Origin of the sequence: Leptospira sp. B5-022, from assembly GCF_000347035.1 — a bacterium.
Lineage (GTDB): Bacteria > Spirochaetota > Leptospiria > Leptospirales > Leptospiraceae > Leptospira_B > Leptospira_B cinconiae.
In genome coordinates, this window is sequence record NZ_ANIJ01000014.1 from 109,254 (window position 1) to 132,628 (window position 23,375).

The 23,375-nt window shown below is 40.4% G+C and carries 21 protein-coding genes; 10 read left to right on the forward strand and 11 right to left on the reverse strand.

Annotated elements, in window-relative coordinates; genetic code table 11:
• Positions 1 to 5 precede the first annotated feature (5 nt).
• Together LEP1GSC192_RS05020 and LEP1GSC192_RS05025 are read left to right on the forward strand one after the other, a co-directional pair.
• A complete protein-coding gene (locus LEP1GSC192_RS05020) occupies positions 6 to 1,370 on the forward strand; it encodes a multiheme c-type cytochrome (RefSeq protein WP_020768784.1) in 1,365 nt (454 codons plus the stop codon).
• 5 nt (positions 1,371 to 1,375) lie between these two features.
• Positions 1,376 to 2,098 carry a glycosyltransferase family 2 protein gene (locus LEP1GSC192_RS05025; RefSeq protein WP_020768802.1) on the forward strand — a complete coding sequence of 241 codons (723 nt, stop codon included), beginning with the start codon at positions 1,376 to 1,378 and terminating at the stop codon, positions 2,096 to 2,098.
• On the opposite strand, the gene LEP1GSC192_RS05030 is transcribed toward LEP1GSC192_RS05025, so the two are convergent.
• The 3 genes from LEP1GSC192_RS05030 to LEP1GSC192_RS05040 are packed head-to-tail and all read right to left on the reverse strand — an operon-like array spanning position 2,073 to position 7,454.
• Positions 2,073 to 4,373 carry a PAS domain S-box protein gene (locus tag LEP1GSC192_RS05030; RefSeq protein WP_020768917.1) on the reverse strand — a complete coding sequence of 767 codons (2,301 nt, stop codon included), beginning with the start codon at positions 4,371 to 4,373 and terminating at the stop codon, positions 2,073 to 2,075. The two genes, LEP1GSC192_RS05025 and LEP1GSC192_RS05030, sit on opposite strands and share 26 nt — an antisense overlap.
• A gap of 19 nt (positions 4,374 to 4,392) precedes the next feature.
• The gene (locus tag LEP1GSC192_RS05035; protein WP_020768809.1) at positions 4,393 to 5,598 is read right to left on the reverse strand and encodes an EAL domain-containing response regulator; all 1,206 of its coding nucleotides are present in this window, start codon (positions 5,596 to 5,598) and stop codon (positions 4,393 to 4,395) included.
• Positions 5,595 to 7,454: a PAS domain S-box protein gene (locus tag LEP1GSC192_RS05040; protein WP_020768975.1), complete on the reverse strand. Its 1,860-nt coding sequence runs from the start codon at positions 7,452 to 7,454 to the stop codon at positions 5,595 to 5,597. The genes LEP1GSC192_RS05035 and LEP1GSC192_RS05040 overlap by 4 nt, the downstream gene beginning before the upstream one ends.
• A 137-nt stretch (positions 7,455 to 7,591) precedes the next feature.
• Here LEP1GSC192_RS05040 and LEP1GSC192_RS05045 point away from each other — a divergent pair, with 137 nt between their 5' ends.
• Both LEP1GSC192_RS05045 and LEP1GSC192_RS05050 read left to right on the forward strand, forming a co-directional pair.
• Positions 7,592 to 9,649, forward strand: coding sequence for a SpoIIE family protein phosphatase (locus LEP1GSC192_RS05045; RefSeq protein WP_036089145.1), 2,058 nt, complete (start codon positions 7,592 to 7,594; stop codon positions 9,647 to 9,649).
• 81 nt (positions 9,650 to 9,730) lie between these two features.
• On the forward strand, positions 9,731 to 10,264 hold the full coding sequence (locus LEP1GSC192_RS05050; RefSeq protein WP_020768984.1) for a hypothetical protein: 534 nt from the start codon (positions 9,731 to 9,733) through the stop codon (positions 10,262 to 10,264).
• 145 nt (positions 10,265 to 10,409) lie between these two features.
• On the opposite strand, the gene LEP1GSC192_RS05055 is transcribed toward LEP1GSC192_RS05050, so the two are convergent.
• From LEP1GSC192_RS05055 to LEP1GSC192_RS05065, 3 genes are all read right to left on the reverse strand, one after another.
• Positions 10,410 to 11,648, reverse strand: coding sequence for an SMP-30/gluconolactonase/LRE family protein (locus tag LEP1GSC192_RS05055; protein WP_020768751.1), 1,239 nt, complete (start codon positions 11,646 to 11,648; stop codon positions 10,410 to 10,412).
• Positions 11,645 to 12,532, reverse strand: coding sequence for a M24 family metallopeptidase (locus tag LEP1GSC192_RS05060; RefSeq protein ID WP_020768903.1), 888 nt, complete (start codon positions 12,530 to 12,532; stop codon positions 11,645 to 11,647). Before LEP1GSC192_RS05060 ends, LEP1GSC192_RS05055 begins: the two co-directional genes overlap by 4 nt.
• Positions 12,533 to 12,618: 86 nt before the next feature.
• A complete protein-coding gene (locus tag LEP1GSC192_RS05065) occupies positions 12,619 to 13,365 on the reverse strand; it encodes a helix-turn-helix transcriptional regulator (protein ID WP_020768844.1) in 747 nt (248 codons plus the stop codon).
• A 171-nt stretch (positions 13,366 to 13,536) separates the two neighbouring features.
• Between LEP1GSC192_RS05065 and LEP1GSC192_RS05070 the strand changes: the two genes are divergently transcribed.
• The 6 genes from LEP1GSC192_RS05070 (at position 13,537) to LEP1GSC192_RS05095 (ending at position 19,505) form a co-directional block, all read left to right on the forward strand.
• Positions 13,537 to 14,637 carry a hypothetical protein gene (locus LEP1GSC192_RS05070; RefSeq protein ID WP_020768884.1) on the forward strand — a complete coding sequence of 367 codons (1,101 nt, stop codon included), beginning with the start codon at positions 13,537 to 13,539 and terminating at the stop codon, positions 14,635 to 14,637.
• 68 nt (positions 14,638 to 14,705) lie between these two features.
• Entirely contained in the window at positions 14,706 to 15,893 is a 1,188-nt protein-coding gene (locus LEP1GSC192_RS05075) for an NnrS family protein (RefSeq protein ID WP_020768774.1), read from the forward strand.
• Positions 15,894 to 15,898: 5 nt separating this feature from the next.
• The gene (locus LEP1GSC192_RS05080; RefSeq protein WP_020768879.1) at positions 15,899 to 16,867 is read left to right on the forward strand and encodes a sterol desaturase family protein; all 969 of its coding nucleotides are present in this window, start codon (positions 15,899 to 15,901) and stop codon (positions 16,865 to 16,867) included.
• Positions 16,868 to 16,972: 105 nt separating this feature from the next.
• Positions 16,973 to 17,425 carry a hypothetical protein gene (locus LEP1GSC192_RS05085; RefSeq protein WP_020768862.1) on the forward strand — a complete coding sequence of 151 codons (453 nt, stop codon included), beginning with the start codon at positions 16,973 to 16,975 and terminating at the stop codon, positions 17,423 to 17,425.
• Positions 17,426 to 17,503: 78 nt separating this feature from the next.
• The gene (locus LEP1GSC192_RS05090) at positions 17,504 to 18,286 is read left to right on the forward strand and encodes a hypothetical protein (protein WP_020768966.1); all 783 of its coding nucleotides are present in this window, start codon (positions 17,504 to 17,506) and stop codon (positions 18,284 to 18,286) included.
• 61 nt (positions 18,287 to 18,347) lie between these two features.
• Positions 18,348 to 19,505, forward strand: coding sequence for a transporter (locus tag LEP1GSC192_RS05095; RefSeq protein WP_020768768.1), 1,158 nt, complete (start codon positions 18,348 to 18,350; stop codon positions 19,503 to 19,505).
• Between the two features lie 55 nt (positions 19,506 to 19,560).
• On the opposite strand, the gene LEP1GSC192_RS05100 is transcribed toward LEP1GSC192_RS05095, so the two are convergent.
• From LEP1GSC192_RS05100 to LEP1GSC192_RS05120, 5 genes are read right to left on the reverse strand one after another with little or no spacing between them, the layout of a single operon-like run.
• The gene (locus LEP1GSC192_RS05100) at positions 19,561 to 20,346 is read right to left on the reverse strand and encodes an ABC transporter permease (RefSeq protein WP_020768848.1); all 786 of its coding nucleotides are present in this window, start codon (positions 20,344 to 20,346) and stop codon (positions 19,561 to 19,563) included.
• A complete protein-coding gene (locus LEP1GSC192_RS05105; RefSeq protein ID WP_036089108.1) occupies positions 20,343 to 21,053 on the reverse strand; it encodes an ABC transporter ATP-binding protein in 711 nt (236 codons plus the stop codon). Before LEP1GSC192_RS05105 ends, LEP1GSC192_RS05100 begins: the two co-directional genes overlap by 4 nt.
• Positions 21,050 to 22,345, reverse strand: a complete 1,296-nt coding sequence (locus LEP1GSC192_RS05110) for a nitrous oxide reductase family maturation protein NosD (protein WP_020768913.1) — start codon at positions 22,343 to 22,345, stop codon at positions 21,050 to 21,052. The genes LEP1GSC192_RS05105 and LEP1GSC192_RS05110 overlap by 4 nt, the downstream gene beginning before the upstream one ends.
• The gene (locus tag LEP1GSC192_RS05115; RefSeq protein ID WP_020768915.1) at positions 22,329 to 22,769 is read right to left on the reverse strand and encodes a nitrous oxide reductase accessory protein NosL; all 441 of its coding nucleotides are present in this window, start codon (positions 22,767 to 22,769) and stop codon (positions 22,329 to 22,331) included. Before LEP1GSC192_RS05115 ends, LEP1GSC192_RS05110 begins: the two co-directional genes overlap by 17 nt.
• The gene (locus LEP1GSC192_RS05120) at positions 22,756 to 23,364 is read right to left on the reverse strand and encodes a hypothetical protein (RefSeq protein ID WP_020768757.1); all 609 of its coding nucleotides are present in this window, start codon (positions 23,362 to 23,364) and stop codon (positions 22,756 to 22,758) included. Before LEP1GSC192_RS05120 ends, LEP1GSC192_RS05115 begins: the two co-directional genes overlap by 14 nt.
• Between the last annotated feature and the right edge of the window lie 11 nt (positions 23,365 to 23,375).

Below are 23,375 nucleotides of genomic sequence, written 5' to 3' on the forward strand. Positions count from 1 at the left end.
TACTAATGTTCTCTTATAAAAGAAGAAGTATATTCCTATCGATCTTATCGATATCTTTGGCTGCCGGTTTATTCTATTGTATTTTTACCAAACCGAAAGATAAACCGATCCCTGTGGAAGATGTGTTTTCGCAGGCTCCATGGTCTAAACCTTTACCCTACCTTCCTCCTCTTGCCGGAGTCGGGGAAGTTCGAGCGGAAAATTGCGGAAAATGCCATGTAGAAATTTATGCGGAATGGAAAACATCCACTCACGCAAACGCTCTTTCCGATCTGCAATTCCAGTCCGAACTTTCCAAACCTTCTTCTCCCCGTTGGCTTTGTTTGAATTGCCATACTCCAGTTGCGAACCAGAGAGAAACTCTAGTCGACTATTTGAATAACGGAGATTATAGATCTCCAATAGAAGAACCGAATCCTAAATTCGACCCGAAGATGAAGGAGGAAGCGGTAACCTGTGCAGTCTGCCATGTTCGTTTGGATGAAAATGGGAACTCTTACATATTAGGTGCTAACGGCAAAACCAAACCTCCCCATCCTGTAAAAATCGTTCCGGATCAATTGAGGAATAGATGTTTAGATTGTCATAACGCAAATTACATTTTGGACGACCAATTGGTATGCGCTTTCAATACGGGTATTGAGTTGGAGCAAAAGGAAAACTCCCACGGAAAGTTAGCCTGCGGCTCCTGCCATATGAGAGAATTACAACGTAAACTTGTGAAACCGGAACTAAACACTCCGATCCGAACTTCTCATAAACATTCCTTTATTGGAGGAGGTGTTCCAAAAAAATTCGAACTGTATGAAAAACAGATTCCCGGAGGATATCGGTCCGGATTAACGATAGAACCGATCCTGTGGAAGAAAAAAGGAAACGATCTAGAATATTCAGTTTCTCTGAAAAATGAAAAAGCCGCGCATAATATTCCGACCGGAGATCCGGAACGATTTTTACTTCTGAAAATTTCAATATTGGATCCCGAAGGTAGATCTCTCGCCGACAAGGAGATCAAATTCGGACAAGAATGGGAATGGTATCCGAAGGCTAAACTAGTAGCAGATACGCGTATTCTTCCCGGAGAGACCAAAGTTTGGAAGGATCTATTCACAGGGATCGAAAAAGGTTATTCTAAGATCGTATTCGAAATTTATCATATTCGTCTAAAAGAATCCAATGCGGAACACATGAGAAAAAATAGCGAGAAAGTTAAATCCTATCAACTTCGCAAAAAGATCTCGGAAATAGAAAATCATTACCCTTTTTCCAGCCTAGTCCACAAAGAAGCAGTGGATCTAAACTCGGGAAAAAGTAGGATCTATTCGCCTGAAGAAGTTTTCAGGATCTCTAAAAATAGAAGAGGGGAATAAACCTTTTGCAAGCTCCTTGGGCAAATTCTAAATTTTTGATCCCTGCACTGAACGAAGAGGGATCTCTTCCTCAGGTTTTGGATTCCCTTTTCGGATCGGGGATTTTGCCGGAACAAGTGCTGATATTAGACAACGGATCTAAAGATTCCACTCCACAGATTGCAATCGATGCAGGGGTTATTTTAGTCCAAGAACCCAAAAGAGGTTATGGTTCCGCATGTTTGGCCGGGATCCGTTATCTTGAAAGGAAAAATATTTCTCCCGAATTTATCGTGTTTATGGATGCCGATGGATCGGACGATCTTGGCGACCTAAAGGATCTATTTTTCGTATTTTCCCAAGATCCGGATACAAATCTAGTAATAGGTTCCAGAACCTTAGGAAATGCAGAACCGGGTTCCTTGTCATTCTTGCAGAAGTTCGGCAATCGGTTTTCTTGTTTTTTGATCCGGACTTTTTACGGAGTAAAATTCACCGACCTGGGGCCGTTTCGTATCGTACGATGGAAATCCTTATTAGCTTTAGATCTCCAAGATCCTACTTGGGGTTGGAACTTAGAAATGCAAATCAAAGCCATCCGAAAAAAATTCAAGATACAAGAAGTTCCGGTCCACTACCGAAAAAGAAAAAGCGGAATATCTAAGATCAGCGGGAATTTGATCGGAAGCGTAAAAGCGGGCGTAAAAATACTTTACATTTTCATTAAGTTAACATTTTTTTCAGCTTAGTCCAAGTATAAGGTCTTTTCAAAACCTTTACGGAAGGATCAAATTCCGTTTTTGAATTCCATTCTGAAATTACGATAATCCTAACATTACTCTTTAAATTTTTCCAGCCGGAAATTTCAGACAGGATCTCTTCCTCTATGAGGATAGTAAACATTTCCGGATTATTTTCTAAAATGGTTTTCGCTTCATGCAGATCGTAAACAGAAATTATATCGAGTCCGAATCTTCCCAATAAAGCTATCAGATAGGCCTGGCCTTTTAAGTTTTTTTCCAAAACCAAAATTTTTCCAATTCGATCCAAACCAACGATCTCGGGACTACGAGTCAAAGGAAGAAAAATCTCAATACAGGTCCCTTTGTCGACCTCGCTGTGAACATGTACCATTCCCTTGGATTGTTTTACAAATCCATAAACCATCGGCATGCCAAGCCCGGTCCCTTTTCCGGATTCTTTTGTGGTAAAGAACGGTTCGAATAGTCTTTCTATCACTGCCGCATCCATTCCGCAACCTTCATCTCGAACGGAAATAACACATGCGTCTTCCATATCCACGAATCCGGGAATCATGGATCTATGCTCTTTTCCCGCGGGAGAAAATCCTGTGCTTACTAAAATTCTTCCACCCTGAGGCATTGCGTCTCTTGAATTCAGACAAAGATTTAGAAGTGCGTTTTCTAGTCCATTTTTCTCGAAAGAGCAGATCAAAGGAAATTCTTCCAAGCAGAATTCTATACTGACTATATCGTTTCGGATCCGAGTAAGTATATCAGCAAAATCCACGATCACATGATTTACATCAGCCTGTTCCGGATTTAACGCTTGTTTACGTGAAAATGCCAATAGTCTTCTATTGAGATCGGCTCCCCTTCTAACTGCATCTTGGGCGGAGAATACTCGCTTTAACAGTTCAGGTGTCTCTCTAAGATTTAGCTCCAAAAGATCCAAATTTGCCAAAATAATATTTAGGAGATTATTAAAGTCGTGAGCCATTCCTCCTGCGAGTTCCCCTGCTGCTTCCAGCTTTTGGAACTGTCGTAGTGAATCGTTCCATTCTTTTTCTTCGGTGATATCTCTTCCGATACAAAATATCGTTTCCGAGTCCGGAAGACGGATCGTATTCCAGCGTAGAGAACATACTTTTCCATCTTTAGTTATATAACGATTTTCGAATCCTTCCTTGGGACCTGAGAAAATTTTCTCTTTGGTGAATTCTATATCGTCAGGATGTAGGAATTCCGACAAACTTCTATTTACGACATGTTTTATTTCATATCCTAAGATCCTTTGGAAAGCGGAATTGGTTCTTAGGATTACACAATCGGAATCCACACTCAAGATAATCTCGGAAGAGAGTTCTATCAATGCTTTTCTTTCCTCGTCGGCAACCCTTCTACTCACTATCTCAGCAAATCTTTTGGAAACAACGCCAAGTAGATCCAAATACGCTTCCTCGGGATTTAAAACTTTTTCCGAAAGAAGTTCTATTTCGTAAAATCGTCCGTGAGAAAGTATAGGAATTCCCAACCAAGAACGAAATCCTGCAGCTAATGCAACTTCCTTTCTTTTTAATTCGGTGTCAGCTGCGAGATCCGGAATAAAGTATAATTCGCCGGATTCACTTACCTTCTTAAGTATTCCCTCTCCCATGTTGAAAAACTTGTTTATGGATTCTTTTCTGAATAAAAGTTGAAGGTCGGAACCGTAAACGTACGGATCTTCTTCGTTTATATAAACCGTTTTATCTTTGGATCTCCAAATCTGCCCGTAGGTCCATGCAGTATTTTTAATTAAGGTCTTGAGTACTTTTTCGAAGGCTGAACTCAAAGTATCGGAAGTGGATATATCCCAAAGTAGACTTTCTCCTATTGCCCAAGAGATCTCTTTCTTTTTCCTTTGGGTAATATCCAGATAATATACTAAAAATCCGTCCGGTCTCGGAGAGATCCTAACCTCTATCCATACGTTGAACGGCTCGAAGAATGTTTCGAATGTGCAAGAATTTCCGGTTTCTTTTGCCTTTTTGTATTGAGCCTCGAAATCCGTCCCTATCAGCCTTGGAAAATCTCTAAGAAAATTTTTACCGATCAGGCTTTCCTTTGATCTGCGAAGGACTTCCTCCGCTTTTTCATTCACATACGTTACGTTCCATTCTAGGTCTGCTAATATGACTGCGTCGGGTATATGATCCAATACCGATTTTGTTTCTTTACTTATTTCGGGATTTTGGTCCGGAATCGTTTGTTCCGATAATTTGTTACTTTTTCCCGAGGACATTCTACCAAGAGTACTATTGTTAACCGAATTTGGAAAGAATTTCCGGAATTTTTTCCGGATGGACAGGTCTGGAATAATAATAACCCTGGCCCACATCACAACCGGCTTCTTTCATCAATCTTTCCACTTCGGCAGTTTCGATGCCTTCTGCTACGACATTCATTCCTAATTTATGCCCTAAATCTATGGAAGCCTGACAAATAAACAAAGATTCCCTGTCCCTGGGAGAATCCATAACGAACGATTTATCGATCTTCAATTCCGTAAAAGGAAATCTATGTAATTGTTTCAGGGAAGAATAACCCGTGCCAAAATCGTCGATCGAAAGCCCGATTCCGCGGATCCTAAGCCTGGTTAAAATGTCCTGAGTAAAACGAATGTTCTCCAAAAACCCCGTTTCCGTAATTTCCATCTGGAATTGGCTTTGGGGGATTCCCTGGTTCTTTATTTTAGCAAGGATCCTTTCCGGAAAATCCAGTTCGGTCAATGTTACAGGAGATACGTTAACCGCTACGCGAAGCCTTCTTCCGTTAGCATTCCAAATCCTTTTCTCATCCAATGCAAGATCTATGATTTTTTCGGTCATTAGATTTAGGATTGTGATCTCTTTTTCCATCAATGGTAAAAAAGAATCAGGAAACACTAATCCTAATTTGGGATGGTTCCATCTCACCAGAGCCTCGAAACCTTCCACCCTGCCTGTTTTTAGATCGAATTTAGGCTGATAAAATAATATGAATTGATCGGAACGAACGGCTTCTAAAATTTCTTCCTTCTCGAATGTAGGGCCTGATTTTCCTTTTCCACCCGTTTTGGTACGGGAAGAAATATCGGATTCCTTTTCGGCAATCGCAGACAAGACATTTCTGATGTCGGAAACTCGGATCGGTTTTTCCATGACCGCCGCGATATGTAATCCGTATTCTCCGGCTAAAGTTTCCGCGCTATGAAGAGTTCTTCTATCAGCTCCTGAGATCAAGATCACGTCGGGATGTACATCTTTTTCCGACAAAAAACGGATCACATCCACTCCATCCATCCCAGGGATCATTAGATCCAAGATGACACAATCAAAACTAGGATCCAACTTATCTAAAAAGTCGGGTGCAGTATGAGTTAAAGAAACGGAAAAGCCGCAATCTACTGCGATCTCTCCTAGGATCTTTGCTATTTCTTCTTCATCATCCAGGATTAGAAGTTTTTTAGAATTTCTTGAATCCGTCATGGAAGAATTTCTCCGATATTGCGAACCGCTTCTTTTAATGAGGTTTTGGTATACGGTTTTCGGACCAGAGGTACTGAATTCGGGAGTTCCGAATTATCTCCGCGGCTCGAAGAGGTAGCGATTAGTTTTCCCGAACCGAATCTTTCCAGTTCTTTTTTTAGATCGATCCCTTTAGAGTCCGCAAGTTGGAGATCCAACAACACGAAGGAGATTTCAGGATCGCCGGAGAAAAATTTTGCCAATCGATTCATATCCGAACTTATATGAGGTTCATAACCCAGTTCTCTCAAATACACGCAGGCTAATTCGGCAGTTTCTCGATTTTCTTCCATGACCAAGGTTTTCCTTTTGGTCGCGGGAATATCTTGACTTTCGTCCTGCCTATGCACCGGCAAAAATATTAGAAAACTGGAACCAAATTCCGGTGCGGTGATCACTTTTAAAAAACCGTTCGATTGTTTTACAAAACCGTAAACCATGGTCAATCCCAAACCCGTTCCCTTTCCTCCTCCCTTGGTCGAAAAAAAAGGATCAAAAATTCGAGCCTTCGTAAGATCGTCCATGCCTGTCCCGGTATCGGTAACAGAGACCAAAAAGTAATCCTTCGCTTCCAAACCGGAAATTTTAGGTCCTATTGTGTCTCCATTTCGGACAAATCCGGTAGAAATAAATATTTTACCGCCTTCCGGCATGGCATCTCTCGCGTTCAACGCAAGATTGAGTAAGGCATTCTCCAGGCCGGTCTTTTCTATGTCGCAAATCGTTTTTTCGTCGGCGATCTCATATTCTATTTCTACTTTTTCGGTCTTTATACGATCCAAAATGGGGACAAAGTCCCTCAATACCCGGTTTACGTCGCATGATTCCGGATTTAAGGCCTGCTTTCTGGAAAAAGCAAGAAGCCTTTTGTTGATCTCGACGCCTCTTTGTATTGCGTCTTGCGCCGACCTGACCCTTTTCATAAGATCTTCGGAATCTTTCAACTTCATTTCGAGAAGATCTAGATTTGCTAATATTACGTTTAATAAATTATTAAAGTCGTGCGCCATTCCCCCTGCAAGTTGCCCAACAGCTTCCATCTTTTGGGAATGTCTGATTCTTTCCTCGGTATTTCGTCTTTCCGTAATATCTCGTTCTATTCCCATCAAGTGAGTGACGATACCTTGATCGTTTACGATGGGAAAGATATCCATCTCGATCCAATATTCTTTTCCATCCTTATCATAATTTACGATCTCTTCGAAACAAGGTTTGGCTTCCGAAATCGCTTTTCTGATCCTATCGAGGACTTTTCTATCTGTTTTAGGTCCTTGAAGTATTCTAGGAGTTTTTCCTAATACTTCCTCTCTTTTATAACCCGTCAGTCTTTCGAAAGCGCCGTTTACGTATACGATCCTGGGTCCAGGTTCATCTATAGGAGAAGCTTCCGTGATCAGAAAAATATCTTTGGACCTTTCAATTCCTATCTTAAGAAGATTTAGATTTTCTTCCGTAGTTCTTGTCTGCAATACTAGACGCAAAGAACGGTCCAGAAGATCTGTATTCAAACTTTCCTTTAATAATAGATCGGTAAATTTGATCTTAGAATTTTTAAGAACTTCCTTAGACCCCTGATCTCCTACTATAACTATCAAGGGTATATGGATCTGAGACTTCTCCAGATCTTCTAAACTTTTTTGGGAATCGTATTGGAATAGTATAACGTCAAAAGATTCGGTCTTCGCCCGATGCAAGGCTTCTTGAAAACTCAAGACTCGTGTACAGTTAGGAGTAAAGGATTCGATAGCTCCCAATAGAGTCCGGATCCATTTGTATTCTTCTTCCTTTTCTTCTATGATTAAAATACTGGATCTCATCAGGCATTCGACGAAAAACGAAGCGTTTTAACCCGCGTTTCTCTTCCTAAAAAAAATCCGATCTTGATATTTTTAGCTATCAGAAATCCATATAGAGCCTAAGCCTAATGAAATTTATCGGCAGGAAGATCCGGATTTTGGGCAAAAATAGAATATCGTTATGGCTCTTAGGATCTATACTATTCTTCCTTTATTTAGGCTGCCGCCCAGGAAAGGAAAGCCCTAAAGTCGTACAAGGGGTCTTGGATCTAAAACAATGGAATTTTCAAACGGACGGCAATATCAGTTTGGATGGAGATTGGGAGTTTTATTGGAACAAGCTTCTTCCCGATTCCAATCCTAATGGGCAAACATCCTCACCTTCTTACATAAAGGTCCCAGCCAAATGGGATAAAGGACGTAACGTCGATAATAAGTATCCAAGTTACGGTTTCGCGAGTTATAAAGCGAAAGTATTATTACCTGAGACAAATACCCAACTCAGTCTAAAGATCTCTTCTATCAGTTCCTCTTATACGTTGTTCGTGAACGGTAAGGAGATAGCAAAAGGCGGGAATATTGGAAAAAAGGACTCTGAATATTTCCCAGGTTATAAACCGGGAGTTTTCAGTTTTATTTCCGCCAAACCGGAGATAGAGATCCTCATCCATGTTTCGAATTATAAATATTCGAACGGCTCCGGGATCTGGAATCCGATCCAGCTTGGGAATACTTCCGATATTCAGCAGATTTCCTTAAAGGCTACTATGTTGGACTCCATCACGTTCGGGACCTTGTTCGTGATGTCACTCTATCATTTTACGTTTTATCTGATGAGAAGAAGGGACGCTTCCGCATTGTTCTTTGCCGTGCTCTGTTTGTGTATCGCATTTAGAGTGTCTTTTTACGGGGAAAGGATCTTTTATAACGTATTCCCGATTTTCCGAAACTACGAGTTCTCGGTCAGAGGAGAGATCCTATTCTTATTTTTACTTTTACCCGGAACAATTTTGTATGTTCAGTCCGTATTCAAAGAACAATTCAAAAAGGACAAAGTTTTTAATATTACACTTTATTTAAGTATTCCTCTTATATTTTCGGCATTATTTCTTCCGACAAAATTTTATACCATGTCGTTCTTCATTAATTCATTGGAAATAATGATGTTGGGAATTTTGAGCTATTTATTCTTCAAATTGGCATACATGTCCGCCAAAGGAATAGATGGAGCGAGGATCTGCTTTTTCAGTCTGGTAATAAACCTGACCACGGTAGCAAATGACGTGCTGTACCTGAATAAGTTTATAGACTCAATTTATTTGGTCCCATACGGTGTTTTGGCTCTTGTACTTTCCCAATGTGTTCTGCTTGCCTCCAGATTTTCCAAAGGGTTCGTGCTCGCAGAAGACCTGGGAGAAGAATTAAAAAAACTGAATGTAAACCTGGAGCAGATCGTAATCGAAAGAACGGAAAACTTAAACGAATCTTTGAAACTTTTAAAAGGGGACCTTTCTCTTGCTAAAAAATTACAACAGAAAACATTACCGACTCTCAACTTAAATGGTAAAAATGTGTCCATCCATCCATATTACCTTCCGATGTCGGAAATTGGAGGAGATTACTACGATATTTTCGAACTTGAACCGGGATATTTCCGTTTATTCTTGGTAGATGCCACCGGCCATGGAGTACAGGCGGCACTTCTTACTATGACGATTAAGGCGGAATTCGAAAGTATAAAGTTTATTAAAGACCAACCTTCCCGTATATTAGAATTATTAAACGCAGCCTGTTGCCAGAAATACAAAAGTCTCAACGTCATATTCTCCGCAGTTTTAGCGGATATAGATCTGAATAATAACGTTTTGTATTATTCTTCCGCCGGACATCCTCCTCAGGTCTTAAAACAAAAACAAGACGGAGCGGATTATCTATATTCCAGGGGACCTATCATTGGCCTAAAAAACGAAGCAACATATAAAAATCTAACCGTTCCTCTTCTTTCCGGGAACAGGATCTTTTTCTTTTCGGACGGTATTTTCGAGGAATTCGATCAGGAAAAAAAGGAATTCGGAGAAAACCGGGTATTGTCCATTTTGAGCAGAAACACGGGGATCCAGGAAGTGGCGGAAGATTTGATCTCTGAATTGCAGATCTTCGTAGGGCCGAGAGGCTTTCAAGACGACGTTACTTTACTCGCAGTAGAGGTTCATTAAAATTTTAACGGATACTCCCGAACAAATCCGTTTTTTCATCGTTATATTCCGCATGATTCGGATTAGATGGAGAAATCCGATATGTCGAGGTCCTTTTTTTATTACGTAATACTATTTTGTATGACATTACAATTCGATTGTGGATCCGTTCTTTTGGTCATACAGGATTTGGATCCTTCCCAAAAAGAGGGTACTAGTTCCATATTGCTCCTCTTAGGCATAACAAATCATTTCGGTAATCCTTACATTGAGATTTTTCCAAACAATTTAACTCTTGTTGCACCGACTTCATCCGATCCAAGTTCAGGTTCTTATTTAGCTAGGGCCCGCAATATTCCCAATTCATGGTACCAAGAAGAATTCACATTCGATCTGGAGGTAAGCGGTTGTTCCGGTTATATCGGTTCCCTCAACGGTTCGGCCGGCCTACCTACCACCGTTTCATTTACTTCCGGAGACCAGTATTCTATTTCTATGGACCTAGTGGGACTCGGAGATGGAGGAATTACGCAAGTCTGCTCTTTGAGCCATACTGTCACTTTCAGCTCGGGAGCGGATATTCAAACTGGGACAAATATCGGAAATATCTTAGTTACCATCCCGCCTATGTTCTAGAAATACATTATGTTAACATAATGTATTGGAATTTATCGACATTATTCCGCGATAGGGATACGTAGGCCTTTAGTCCCGAAGGGACGAGGGCGATGCCCGAGGCCGAAGTAGCCCGGTCCGAGCTTTGCGAGGAATCGCCCGAACCCTATTCCTTAATTTTCAAAGAAGAAATTGGCAAGGAATATAACCCCTTGGAAGTTTTGTCGAAGGAAGGAAAATAGACCCTGTCTTCGAAAGGAACGGAAACTGAAATATCCTTAATTTTAGACCCGTCATGCATCGAATAATAAAGAGGTCTTTTTCCGCTCTGATCGATCACGAGTATCCCGGTATTATGTGAGATCGGCAGGATTTTTTGAGGCAATGATAAGATAACACTTTTCAGCCATGGATTATTATGCACAAAATTGATAAGCCCGGATCTTTTTTTAATGATCCCGGTCCAGATCCTTCCTTTTTCATCTCGTTCCAGTCCATCCGCAAGACCGGGAAGATTTTCGAATAAGATTTCGAAACTTCCTTGTTTGTTTCCGGACAGAAAAGCTCGGATGATCCGAAACTTGGTGGTTTCCGTAAAGATCACCGATTGTTCCTTTTCATTCGGACTTATATCCAGCAGTATCCCATCCACGAAAGTAAATCCGCTTAACGTAAGAGAGATCGTATTTTTCTTTCTATCCAACATCCAAAGTTTTCCATGAGGATAAAGTCCGATCGCTTCCGGAACGGCACCGCTTCCCATTGCTGCATCAGATCTTTCGAAAGGTTCGGTGATATAGATACGATTTCCGTCTTCGGATACGGCCAGATCGTTACATAAGGAAAACGGTCTCGAATTGGAAAAATTCAGATCTCGAAGGGAGAAGGTAAGCATTTCCGAAAAGGGATACACTCTTTCTAATTCTTCTTTTTCTAATTTAGGAAGGTCTAAAATAAGAGGATCTATCTTTTTGCTTTCTATATCCACTTCGTAAAGCCCAACTCTATTTTTTTCCTCGTAGGTTTCCCCTCCGAGCCTGGAGGCACAAACTAATATTTTTTCCTTGTTCCGATCTCCAAATTGTATACCGGCAGGATTGACAGGCGGTTTCACCCACTGTTCGGCCTTTCCGGTTTTAAAATTCAGTCTCCAAATCCAGCCATCCATTCCGGAAGCATATCCGAATCCTTTTGGGCGATCGAAAATGAGATCATCATGACCGGGTAGATCTTCCATCTCCACCTTAAGTCCGCTCAAAAAAAGGTCTTCTTTGTCTTGGACTTCCAAAATGGAAGGAGGTATTTCCCCCAATTTATAAGGGGCTCCTATCTTAATCCCGGAAGGGTTACATTTCCCTAAAGAGAAAAGGATCGTAAGTATTATAATTGTGTGATGTAATTTCATACAGCTTCCAATAATTTTCCGTATTTTTGTACGTGGGGGACTTCATCGTCCAACCAATACGCCTTATTTTTTTCCACCACTAAGATCTCTTCGAATTTAAAACCGGTTTTGCCTTTTCCTAAATGCGGTTCTATCGCCCAAAGCCCGGTCTTCTCCCCCTCATGATCCGGAGTCAGAAGCTCGGGAAGAACCTTATGGCTAAGGAACTCGAAAGATCCCTGTAAACTGAACCAACTTGCAAAACTGATCGGTAATAATGGAAAGGAAATATTAGGTAAATGTACTTTATACACCCTATGTCCAAGAACGGCAAAAGGATACAAAGAGTGCACATTATCGAAACCGTTCTGTTTGGAATCCTGATCTACCTTATGCCAAATCTCCGAAGAACTCATGGAAGAAGAAAATAATTTGGGAAGTTCCGATCTGAGTTTTAATAGGTATTTCATTCCATGATCCAACTCGGCATTTTTATTTAGTGAAGAAGAATATCCAATGTCCCCTATATAACCGTCCACGACAGGAGACACATCTAAGATAAAGGATTCGTTCACCTGTAATTTTCTTTTGCTAGGATGAAATTGAGTGAATCTTTTGTATCCGTCAAATCTTGCATGATCTCCAAACCAAGCGAAAGGACGATGCAAAAATATTTTAACCCCGTGATCTCTTAAGAAAGTTTCCATTCGTTTTGTTGCTTGGAGTTCCGTCCAACCTTCTTGCATTTCCTTTTCAATCTCGGTCACACATCTGTAAGCCAATCTTTGCGCTTTTAAAAATCCAGTTTTCTCTTCTTGAGTAGGAGTATGGACGGATCCGGAATTGTATTTGGAAATTTTAGAGGAGAGTTTGGATAATAATCCTCTTCGTTTTTCTATCGGCATAAGGGTCCCCTAATCTCGGATCAGAGAAGAGTAACAGAGAGCAGTATATTCCGCTTGAATGATTCCGGTATGAAATCTAATTTTAATTAGATCAGATCGCCTGATTCACAAAATCGAACTTCAATGGATTTTAGATGTCCGAAAAATAGAGAAGGCACAAATCCGAAATTTTCTTTGAAGGTCCGAGTAAAATGAGCAGAGTCGGAAAAACCTGCGTAATGTGCCGCATCTGTCAGGCTCTTACCTTCTTTCAAAAGTTTCGCAGCCTCTAAGATCCGGACCCACAATAAATATCTGCGCATAGGGATACCCAAATTTTCCTTAAAGAGCCGGATGAGCCTATCTTCCGAGACTGAAAAATTTTTACCGATTTCTTTCATCCGGATACTATCAGGCATTTCCTTACGGATCATCTTTGCGATCCGGACGATCCTCTCATCCAGAACCCTTTCCATTTTTCGGAAAGGATAAACGGAACGAAGAAGATCCAAATGTAATTCCCACGCTTCGTAGTCATTTAATTTTCCATAATATAATTCCCAGAGTTTTTCCATCTGTGGTTGAAAGTCGGAGATATCTAATTTTTTCACTTCGCCTACTTTTGCAAATTCCGAGATGGATGAATATTCGTAAGTTTCGGGATCGATGAGTAATGCGATCATCTCTACTCCGGGAGAAACGGTCTTATGATATGTATTCGGCCCTACTAAGGCGACTCGATATTCTTCCTTTCCTTTTTCAGTTTCTATATGAATATTATTTTTTAAGGAAATTGCCAAGGTAGCCGCATAATGGGAATGGAAATCGGTTTGCATGGAATTTGTGGCAAACATTACTCGGCCATTCCATAAATAGAGAATTCCTCTGTTTGTAAAATCCATATAAGATTAACCTATTTGGGTTATTCGGCTCCTTCTGCCCATTTTAATTTTGTTGTCCTTGATACGGCCCTAAAATTCTATATTCCTAACTAGCAAAAAGCAAGTTTGCCGGAATTTCGGATAATGTATCAACTTCTACTCTCTATTCTTTTCTTTTTCGTGATATTCACATCCTGTTTCCAATCTTCCGGCAATCCGCAATATGAACAGCTCGCCGCCGTTGCTGGAATAACGGAATTCTCCTCTTCCGACGGCCAAGTTGAAATTCCGGAAGAAGCGCCTAAGATCACTATTCTTTCCGTTAGTCCTGAAAATTATAAACCGGGAGATTTGGTTACTATCGATTACAAGATCACTCAAGTAGGAACAGGGGATTGGACAGGGCCTGTTTCTTTCTATCTTACGGATACCAATAATTGTATGGAATATTGTCAATCCACCAGAGACACACTTAATAATCCGTGGATCGCTCAAGACCTAGGAAATTTTACGAGTTACTTCAATTCTTCAAATTGGCCTTACGGAAATTATAATTTCTCTCTTCTTGTAAATAACCAAATAGTAGCTAAATCAGAACCTTTGGAAAGTGTAATCACTCACGCGACTGCTTCCACATTGACGATGAATGGTTCTGCAGTAGTTGTCACGATTACTTCCGGAACGGACGAAAAACTTTTTAAACTGAATGTAGGACCGACGTATAAGGATTTTGTAATCGGTATTAATCTTATTACAACCGGAACTATTCTTGATAAAGTTTCCCTTTATCCGCCGGGAACTAACGGGTCAGATCTAATGAAAAATGTCAGTGTAGGCTCAGGAAGCTATATTCAATCCAAGGGTTCCGCACATTATCCACAAGCAACTGGAAATTATGAAATTCTTGCTTCCGATACTTCCGGTTCTTTTCCAATTTCTTTTTCCATCCAAGCAAGAAATACCCATGCTTCTGGAGGAGGAAGCTGCAATTATGTAGGTTCCTTTTTTGAAAGCAAGGGTTGTTTCGATTATGCCCCGGGCACAACTATGGATGCGGACGAATGTGGCGTTTTCGATGGAGTTTGGAGTACAACGCAAACTTGTGCGCAAAGAAATCCTACACTTACTGTATTAAAAAAATGTACTAGATTTACTTCAATCGCCTTTTCGACCTATGAGTTCGAGACCCAAACATATTATCCAAGCACTTCTAATTCAACCATCAATTGCAGCGACGGTTTTTAGATAAATTGATCTCCTCTCTTTGATCCAGATCAAAGACAAAAGAAAGATCCTTTCTTATCATAAGAAGGATGAAATCTCTTATAGATTTTCGTTCTGCAGTTTGGTCGATTGCCTTTCGCCCATTTTTTTTAGCGAGTTCCTTTCACGCATTATTTGCAGTTCTGATCTGGATCTTGATCCTGTTTTCTATCCTTCCTTCTCCATTTCTGACGGGAGGAATTCAGATCCATTCTTACGAGATGGTTTTCGGTTTTGGAAGAGGAGCAATTATAGGATTCCTTTTTACAGCAGGTCAGAATTGGACCAAAAAAGTCCTGGCTAAAGAAGGCTACTTAGCTCTTTTATTCGGACTTTGGTTCTTAGGCAGATTCGGATTTTTATCCAGCCCGTATCTTTCCTATCTTGCGCTTACCGCTGATCTTTATTGTGACCTACTGGTCCTTTTTTATCTTACTCCACCTTTGTTCGCCAAAGGGCAGGAACATAATCGTGTAGTTGTGATCACTTACTTCCTTCTTTTCTTACTTCATATACTGACAGCGTTTTCATTTTTGAATATTTTACCGGAAGAATGGAGTTTGCATTTCATCCATCTTTCACTTTTTGTAATACTTCAATTTGTGATATTGATCGGAGGAAGGATCATGCCTTTTTTCTCCTCCGCCGCTATTCCGGGCGCGAATCCTAAAAGATTTCTAAAATTAGAAAGTTTCATAAGATACGGAGGATTTCTATTTTTAATGTTAGAAACTGCCGCTTATTGGATTTCAGAGATCGTTCCATTTGCAGGATTATTTTGTTTGGCTTTCGGAATGTTGAATTATTCACGTTGGCTTTTCTGGAAACCTTGGAAATCCAAAAAGGTGCCTATCCTTTGGATCTTACATTTCGGTTATTTCTGGTTATGCTCCGGATTTGTAGCTTATGGACTTTCACATTTGGGATTTTTTCCCACTTCTTCTGCCTTTCATATCTTCACCTTAGGAGGAATAGGAGTTTTCATATACGGTATGATCACAAGAGTTTCCCTAGGCCATACCGGCAGACCGATCAAAGCTTCGAAATCCATAGTTTTAGGTTATATATTGATCAATTTAGCGGTGATCTCCAGGGTATTTCTTCCTTTAATGAATAAGTATAGAGAAGCCTACCTGTTTTCGGCAATATTATGGATCGCCGCATTCTTGATCTTTGTCATGAAATATTCTAAAATTCTAATAGACCCTAGGGCGGATATGGCCGGCAATAGAAAATAAGGTCTATGCAGGTCTATTTCACTGAGATTTTCCGCTCACTTCTGAGTCCGATCCGGATCATATTTCTTCCTGCGGTAAAAATATATTGGTTCTATATTTTCAGTTCGATCTTGATCACATTTTTGTTGATCGTCTGGAGAGCATGGAAAGAAAAAGGATTTAGACCCAAGGAATATCTACGCGAAAATTTATCCGGAAAGATCTGGTTACATAAATCCGCTCTGGTCGATTATAAATATTATTTCGTAAATACTTTCTTATTCGCGCTACTCTTCAGTTATTTCGTTATCTCAGGTGCAACAGTATCCGCTTTCGTAAACGGCGCTTTATCTAAGGTTTTCGGAGACATCAAAAACCCACTTTCTCCGGGAACCTTCTTCATCTTTCTATATTCCATCTTATTTTGGTTGGCGAACGATTTCGGAAGATTTTTTGCTCATTGGCTGCTCCACAAGACCTTCCTTTGGGAATTCCACAAATTACATCACTCCGCTAAAGTATTAAATCCGCTTACGGTATATAGAGTACATCCTGTGGAGGCGATCTTAGTGAACTCATTAGGCGCTCTTTGCTCCGGCATCGTTACCGGGATCGCCATATTTCTTTTTCCGAATGGGATCAATATGTTGTCCTTCTTAGGAGTGAACTTAGGGATTTTTGTATTCAATCTATACGCTAATTTAAGACATTCTCATATAGGTCTTAGATTTCCCGGATGGTTGAGTCGGATACTTTTGAGTCCCGCTCAACATCAGATCCATCATAGCACTAACGTTTATCTTCAGAATAAGAACATAGGCGTATCTTTCGCATTTTGGGATATTCTTTTCGGAAGCCTTTATATTCCAAAAGAAGGAGAAGCGGAACGTACGGTTTTCGGTTTAGAGGAAGAAGATCCGAACTTTCGTAATTTGTTTCAGATCTATTTTTTACCTTTCGGGAAAATATTAGACAAACTCAAATCCAGATCTTGAGATAAATCAAAACCATAAAAAGGGTTTTCAGTCATCCGGATTGATCGTAATCAATGCAATGTACGATCACCGGAGGCTAAACTTAATTCGTTAGAGTCTTTCGAGATGAAAACGATTACTGCTTGGTTTTTAACTCTGATCTTTTTTCCGCGCCTGCTTGTTCCTGCAGAAGGCAGCGTATTTGAAAAATTATTCTTAGGAAATTCCATCTGTCTCTGTAATCATAATTCCAACAAAGAAACTCATCCAAACAGGGAAGATGATTTTTTCCGAACCAAGACAGACTTAGCTAAATCTTCCGGCTCTGAAAAACAAGATCGTCCTAATTGTCACTCGAGTTCGGAAACAGTTGTTCATGAATGTGCATGCAAAAAGGAGAATGGCAATAGGATCTTCTCTCAAATCAGGATCTTTTCCTATTATGTAATCACCCCTCGTATCTATATCGTTCCTACTCCCGGAAATACTTTTAAAATAAAAGATCTATATTCCGGAGAATTATCCGAAGCTCATACTCAAAAGATTAAACGCCCGCCTAAACTTCTTTCCATAGCTTGACGTCTTCGCCTCTCTAAACCGCCCAGGCTGTTTCAGGGGGATATTAAGTATATATTTCTAATATAAAGGAAAGTAAATATGTTATCTCGTTATATTTCTATAACCGCGATCCTACTCGCATTCTTCTGTTTTGACTGTTCCCAGTTGGGTTCCTTATCGAACGGAACTTCTTCCGAGCAACAATTGATGCAGACTCTTGTTTTAGGAGTGGCTGCCAAGGAAGGTTGCTCCATCCAAAATTTAACTCCAATTTCGAATACTCTCTCTTATGTGCATCCCACACGCACAAGATATGAGATCCAAAATTGTACTCCTAACAATTTAGAAGGACTTGGCTTTACCGGTAATACTTCTCACTTAGAGAAGGGACTGAGCGGTCATTCTTCCGATTCAGTATTTTCCAGTTCAGGTAATGTTGTTCTTCCTAGTTCAAATGGTGGAACAAATATAGAAATTTCCTTTTCACTAGAATCCGGCGGAAGTCTGACTGCATATGTATACGGCTCCGGGTCTCCGATTTCAGGCCCTGCATTTCGACTAACGGATTCAGGTAAGGAACAATTTTATTCGGATATGTCCGGAAACTTTGAAACTGTAAGCAAGGGAACCTCTGCCTTGACCCCAGATACGAATTATGTGTATTGTATCGATTTTCAATATGCGAGTTCAGAACAATGGATCAATGCCTGGCCTAAAGCCTGCTCAGAGGTAAGCCAATCGGAACGGAGCTCCATGATGATGTTCCCTATCATGCAGATGATGGATATTCCTGTCTATTCCGGAAATCGGATCGGCTTCATACTGAATGGAGCAAAACTAACGTCTTTTACGATCGGTTCGATTTTGTCCCAAGTCGATTGATCGTTTCCACTGGGGCCGCTAAGCGGCCCTCTTTTTTTTATCCGGATACTCGGAGGTAATCATGAAGTATCGCGTTTATATAACAGTTCTTCTAATTATATTTTCATTTCATAATATTCTTTCGGATGAGATCGATATGCAAAAAGCGGCAGAAGGAATAGATCCTCACGCGCAGCATCGCAAAGAATCCAAAGAACAAAGTCACCATCATGAATTTAGAGCGGATCAGGTCTCCCCCGCAGGCCTAATGTTCCCTCATGTGCATAAAAAGGGTTCCTGGGTTTTAGATTTTCGTTATATGGGAATGCAGATGTCAGGCCTTTTAAACGGAAACAAGTCCATGGGAACTTATGAAACCCTTTGGTTCCCTCAATTTGATCCAAGCGTTTCTATGCCGACGGGAAGTTTACTAACGGGAGGTCCAAGTATTCCCCAAACTTCTGCGAACGGATATAGATATATGTCAGTTCCCAAATCCATGTTAATGGAATCTTATATGACAAGCGCAATGTATGGGATCTCGGACGACACGATGATCATGTTCATGGTTCCTGTCGTAAAAAACCAAATGCTGATGGAGACTAGTAACTTCGATTCTTCCGCAATGAAGTCCGGGGGAGTTGGGGACATTACTTTATCTGCGGCTCATCGTTTTCTAAAACGGAATGACCATGAATTTTTTCTGAATTTCGGGATCTCACTTCCTACAGGCTCGATCGATGAACGGGACTGGATGCCGATGATGGGAAACCAAAAAGTCCCTTATAATATGCAACCCGGAACTGGAACGATCAATTATTTACCTGGGATCGCATATTCGGGAAAATCGAATCGTTTCTCTTGGGGATTAGGAGCAAATGCAAATTTGCGTAGTTCCAAAAATCAGAACCAATACCGTTTTGGAAATATATACGAACTGAATTCTTGGATCGCTTACTCCTTATTTTCTTGGGCAAGCGTTTCTATTCGAGTCCAAGCACTTTATTGGGATAATATCAAAGGACAAGACGGTTCATTAGATCCGAAGATGGATCCTCAAAACGATCCTAATCGACAAGGAGGAAATCGCACAGACGCGTTAGTCGGTATGAATTTTCTTATGGAAGAAGGAATTCGATTCGGTTTCGAAGCAGGAAAACCCTTTCACCAGCATCTGAACGGGCCTCAACTTGCTATGCAGACCATCTTCAACGTATTTGTTCGTTATGAACTAAATTAATACTTAGTGTAGAAGGCCCCAGATCTATTCCGATTGAGGGCCTTCTTTCTTGTTCCTAAAAATTCCGAACTAAAAACCTTTTATAAGAAATGCTGAGAGGCATCACAACCCAAAAGGCTAAAAACAAAATAGACAAAACAATAACGAGCGAAGTACCCAAACTCCTAATAAGAAACGCGCCGGAAAATCCAAGCAATACGGAAGCCTTTGTCTGAAGGATGATCAAGATCCTTACCAGATCGACCGGGTTAAACAAAATGACGAGTAACGCAGGAATCTCTACCGGATAATCTCCTAAGTAAATACTCAACATAAAGACGAAAGAATCAAAAAGTAAAAAGAAATAGAGCCATACGAGTAAGGCTCCGGAAACGATCAATTCTCCTTTTTTAAAAAAGGAAGCCAATAAAAAACCTAAAGAAACAAAAACTAAGATCAATATACTTCCGAATAGGATCAATTCCATGAACAAGATCGCAAATTTTGGATCGCTGAAAAAAAGAGGAACTCCTGGAATTCCGAGTCCTACCAGAAAACTTAAAAACAGAGATAAACTGACCCCGCAATATTTTCCAAAGAAGTATCGGGATCTGGTCAATGATTTGGAAAGAAGCACTTCTGCAAAAGGAAGTGAATCGTTGAATGTCAATCCAGCAAATGTAATGGAAAATAAAGGAACTATAAATAAGACCAAATTCATTTGGCTTACGACAAGTCTTCCCCCGCTTTCGTCCCCGAAATAGTTGAGCGCTCCTGCTGCAACTGCAAGAAAGCCTGCAAAAACAAACATCCATTTGCTTCGGATATTTTCCCTTAATTCGAATAGGATCAGTTCGTTCATTTTCTTTCTAAGTACTCTGTATTCCAAAATTCCATCAATGTATTCTGAAGATTCCCTCGATCTTTACTCTTTACGAAATTTTCCGGAGAATCATCGATCAATAAAGAACCTTCCGACATAAGTAAAAAACGATCCGCGATCTCTTCTACTTCGGTCAGGATATGAGTGGAAAAAACGAGTAAGGCTCCCTCTTTCTTTTTCCGAAGTAATATTTCTTTTAAAAGATTCGAGATATAAGGATCTAAACTCGCAGTAGGTTCATCTACGATATACACAGGCTTTCGAGCCGAAAAACATTGCAGAATATTCACTTTTTGTTTTGTTCCTCCGGACAAGGAACCAAACTTCACGTTTTCATAATCCTTTAGCCCAAGCAGATCGAATAATTCACGGAATTCTTTCGGATCGGAAGGCTCCAGTCTTTTCAGAAAGTCCACAAGCTCGGATACCTTTACATTTTTAGGAAATAAAGGAGCTTGGGGCATGTATCCTATCTTGGAAATTCCGTATCCTTCTTCTTTTGTTTTAAATTCTATCTTTCCGCGGCTCGGTTTCACTAAACCTACGATACTTTTGAGTACGGAACTTTTTCCGGACCCATTCGGACCGATCAAAGATAGAATATTCCCTTTCTCTGCATCGAAGGAGATCCCTTTAACGGCGAGCGATTTCCCGTATTGAACGGTTAAGTCCCTTACCAGCATCATACATGACCTCTCATCATCGGTTTTGGGTCTTCCAGATCGATTGGTGTAACGATCGGGAACGCTTTTTCGATGGCCTGCAAAAAATTCACAATCGGAGAATTGTATAGAACCATTAGAAAAGGATAAACTACCACCCAGTATCCGAAAAAGTGGACCGGCTTATGAGGAATGTCCCCGAATTTATCGAGATCCAGATCATAACCGTCGTAACTATCCCAATAATTCTCTTTAAATGAATTCGTACTATGTTTGGTATTCGTGCTGATATCGAATACATTCTCTTTAAATTCATTTTTCACAAATTGATTAGATTCACTATTTCCTAATATTCTCACTCCCCATCCGTTATCTTTCAGATCATTATGGGTAAAATAATTACGATTGCATCCGTCTGCGAAGACCGCCACAGTATTATGTACGAATGAGTTTTTTGTAAGAATACTCTCGGAGATTTCCTTTAACAAAAGTCCGTAAGAACTATCTCCCCAATTATTCTCAAAACGATTATTTTCGATGAGTATATTTTTACTGTACATTACGGCAACCCCAGCGGAGTTGCTCTCAAATCTATTCCCTCTAAAATCGTTATCCGAAGAAAACATAAAATGCATTCCGTAACGGATATTATCGTGAGAAAAATTTTCCTCTATCTTGAGATTACTCGAAAATTCCAGATAGATCCCGTCCCTATGCTTTTTCAATTCGTTCCTTTCGATCTGTATTCCTTTAGAAGACCAAAGATGGATCCCATTCCCGCCTGAAACTTCATTTACAGCATTTCCAGAAGAAGTATTTCCTCGAATATTACAATCCTCCACTTCCGCCAAATAGATCGCGTATGCGTTATCTTCGAAGACGTTATTCTCGATCGCACAGTATTTTACTTTTTCTGCATGTATTCCCGCATATTCCGAGGTATCGGAAACTCCGCCCCCAATAATACTCAATCCTCGGATCTCTACCTTATTGGATCGAATATCAAGCACATGTTTTTCTTTCAGTCCATCCAAAACAGCGCCGGCAGAACCTTCTAAAATTAAAGGTTTTGAGATTGATATCATACCCTCTCGATAGATCCCTTTTCCGATCCGGATCGTATCTCCCGGATTTGCAGACTCGATCGCAGTCTGTATAGAAGTGAAGTTACACTTCTCCTTACATACTTCTAGTCCTTTGGAAAAAATATCAGAAGGAGCAAAACATAAAAAGAAGAAGGCGAACATCGCAATAAGTCGCGAGAATCCGAGATTGATCCGAAAATTTATACGATCCAAATCAATAATCTTTTTCATCGTTACGACTCCAGACAGAGCCCTTATGAGAATTCAGAAAATTTTTGGCTCGATCCATAGAGGAGAATGCCCCAAGACCTTCTCCCATGGGAGAACGTAGTTCTGAAGAACGGACGAGCACAGCTGCTTTTTCAGATAACATTCGATCCGGATTTTCATAGTCCGCAAACCAAACTGATCCGGAAGAATACCTTTCGGATTTCTCGAAAGAATGAGAACATTCTATGGAATCGAAATAGTATCTTCTTCCCTTTTCTGTCAATAACTGAGAATGGAAACGTTTATCCACAATCGCCATAGAACAATGAGCGCAAAGTTCTCTTCCGAATTCGGGAAGTTTCGGTTCTCTTTTAGAACAGAAAACCGAAACCGATACTACCGATAGTAATAGAATAACCGGAAAACCGGATCTATTTAGTAACATCTATCCTCCTCTTCTCGCTCCATATCACAAAAACAAGGATACCAAGCGAAACAAATAGAATGATCCCTCCCCAAGAAGGAAAACTACAGGCGGTGATATTCAACATTTCCTTACATCCCAAAAGTGGAGGCTGGTAAGCCATACCAGGGACCACGATCGGAGCGTCCGGATTCAGATTATGCCCGTAATTATACTCCCATCTCCAAAAATCGTACATTCCCAGGATTCCTAATATTATAATATTCAGAATTCCTAAAATAACTAGATACACTTTAGGATGAAGAAAGGTAACGAACGCGCCGAAGATCAAAAATCCTAAAACATAGGGCATAAACAATAATTCCGGAACGGATTCCGAAACGATCTCATGCATTCCTATATAATGGTTTAACAAATTGATATTCTGAAGATCGTAGGGAGAAGATCCTGTGATCTTATCGATCCAGATCCTCATTCCCAAACCCTCCGGATACTGAGGAGCATCCAAGGAGATATGCCAGATAGGCAAAAAATAAACCGATACAAGCAAAAGACCGACTCCTAAAATTAGGAGCCGGTTCATTTTCGAGATCTTCTTTAATAGAAGTTCCTGCATAAGATCCCTCG

Coding starts and splice junctions, on each gene's coding strand:
- LEP1GSC192_RS05020 (WP_020768784.1), top strand. CDS start 6: ATGTTCTCTTATAAAAGAAGAAGTATATTCCTATCGATCTTATCGATA.
- LEP1GSC192_RS05030 (WP_020768917.1), bottom strand. CDS start 4,373: ATGTCCTCGGGAAAAAGTAACAAATTATCGGAACAAACGATTCCGGAC.
- LEP1GSC192_RS05035 (WP_020768809.1), bottom strand. CDS start 5,598: ATGACGGATTCAAGAAATTCTAAAAAACTTCTAATCCTGGATGATGAA.
- LEP1GSC192_RS05040 (WP_020768975.1), bottom strand. CDS start 7,454: ATGAGATCCAGTATTTTAATCATAGAAGAAAAGGAAGAAGAATACAAA.
- LEP1GSC192_RS05050 (WP_020768984.1), top strand. CDS start 9,731: ATGTCGAGGTCCTTTTTTTATTACGTAATACTATTTTGTATGACATTA.
- LEP1GSC192_RS05055 (WP_020768751.1), bottom strand. CDS start 11,648: ATGAAATTACATCACACAATTATAATACTTACGATCCTTTTCTCTTTA.
- LEP1GSC192_RS05060 (WP_020768903.1), bottom strand. CDS start 12,532: ATGCCGATAGAAAAACGAAGAGGATTATTATCCAAACTCTCCTCTAAA.
- LEP1GSC192_RS05065 (WP_020768844.1), bottom strand. CDS start 13,365: ATGTTTGCCACAAATTCCATGCAAACCGATTTCCATTCCCATTATGCG.
- LEP1GSC192_RS05070 (WP_020768884.1), top strand. CDS start 13,537: ATGTATCAACTTCTACTCTCTATTCTTTTCTTTTTCGTGATATTCACA.
- LEP1GSC192_RS05075 (WP_020768774.1), top strand. CDS start 14,706: ATGAAATCTCTTATAGATTTTCGTTCTGCAGTTTGGTCGATTGCCTTT.
- LEP1GSC192_RS05080 (WP_020768879.1), top strand. CDS start 15,899: ATGCAGGTCTATTTCACTGAGATTTTCCGCTCACTTCTGAGTCCGATC.
- LEP1GSC192_RS05085 (WP_020768862.1), top strand. CDS start 16,973: ATGAAAACGATTACTGCTTGGTTTTTAACTCTGATCTTTTTTCCGCGC.
- LEP1GSC192_RS05090 (WP_020768966.1), top strand. CDS start 17,504: ATGTTATCTCGTTATATTTCTATAACCGCGATCCTACTCGCATTCTTC.
- LEP1GSC192_RS05095 (WP_020768768.1), top strand. CDS start 18,348: ATGAAGTATCGCGTTTATATAACAGTTCTTCTAATTATATTTTCATTT.
- LEP1GSC192_RS05100 (WP_020768848.1), bottom strand. CDS start 20,346: ATGAACGAACTGATCCTATTCGAATTAAGGGAAAATATCCGAAGCAAA.
- LEP1GSC192_RS05105 (WP_036089108.1), bottom strand. CDS start 21,053: ATGATGCTGGTAAGGGACTTAACCGTTCAATACGGGAAATCGCTCGCC.
- LEP1GSC192_RS05110 (WP_020768913.1), bottom strand. CDS start 22,345: ATGAAAAAGATTATTGATTTGGATCGTATAAATTTTCGGATCAATCTC.
- LEP1GSC192_RS05115 (WP_020768915.1), bottom strand. CDS start 22,769: ATGTTACTAAATAGATCCGGTTTTCCGGTTATTCTATTACTATCGGTA.
- LEP1GSC192_RS05120 (WP_020768757.1), bottom strand. CDS start 23,364: ATGCAGGAACTTCTATTAAAGAAGATCTCGAAAATGAACCGGCTCCTA.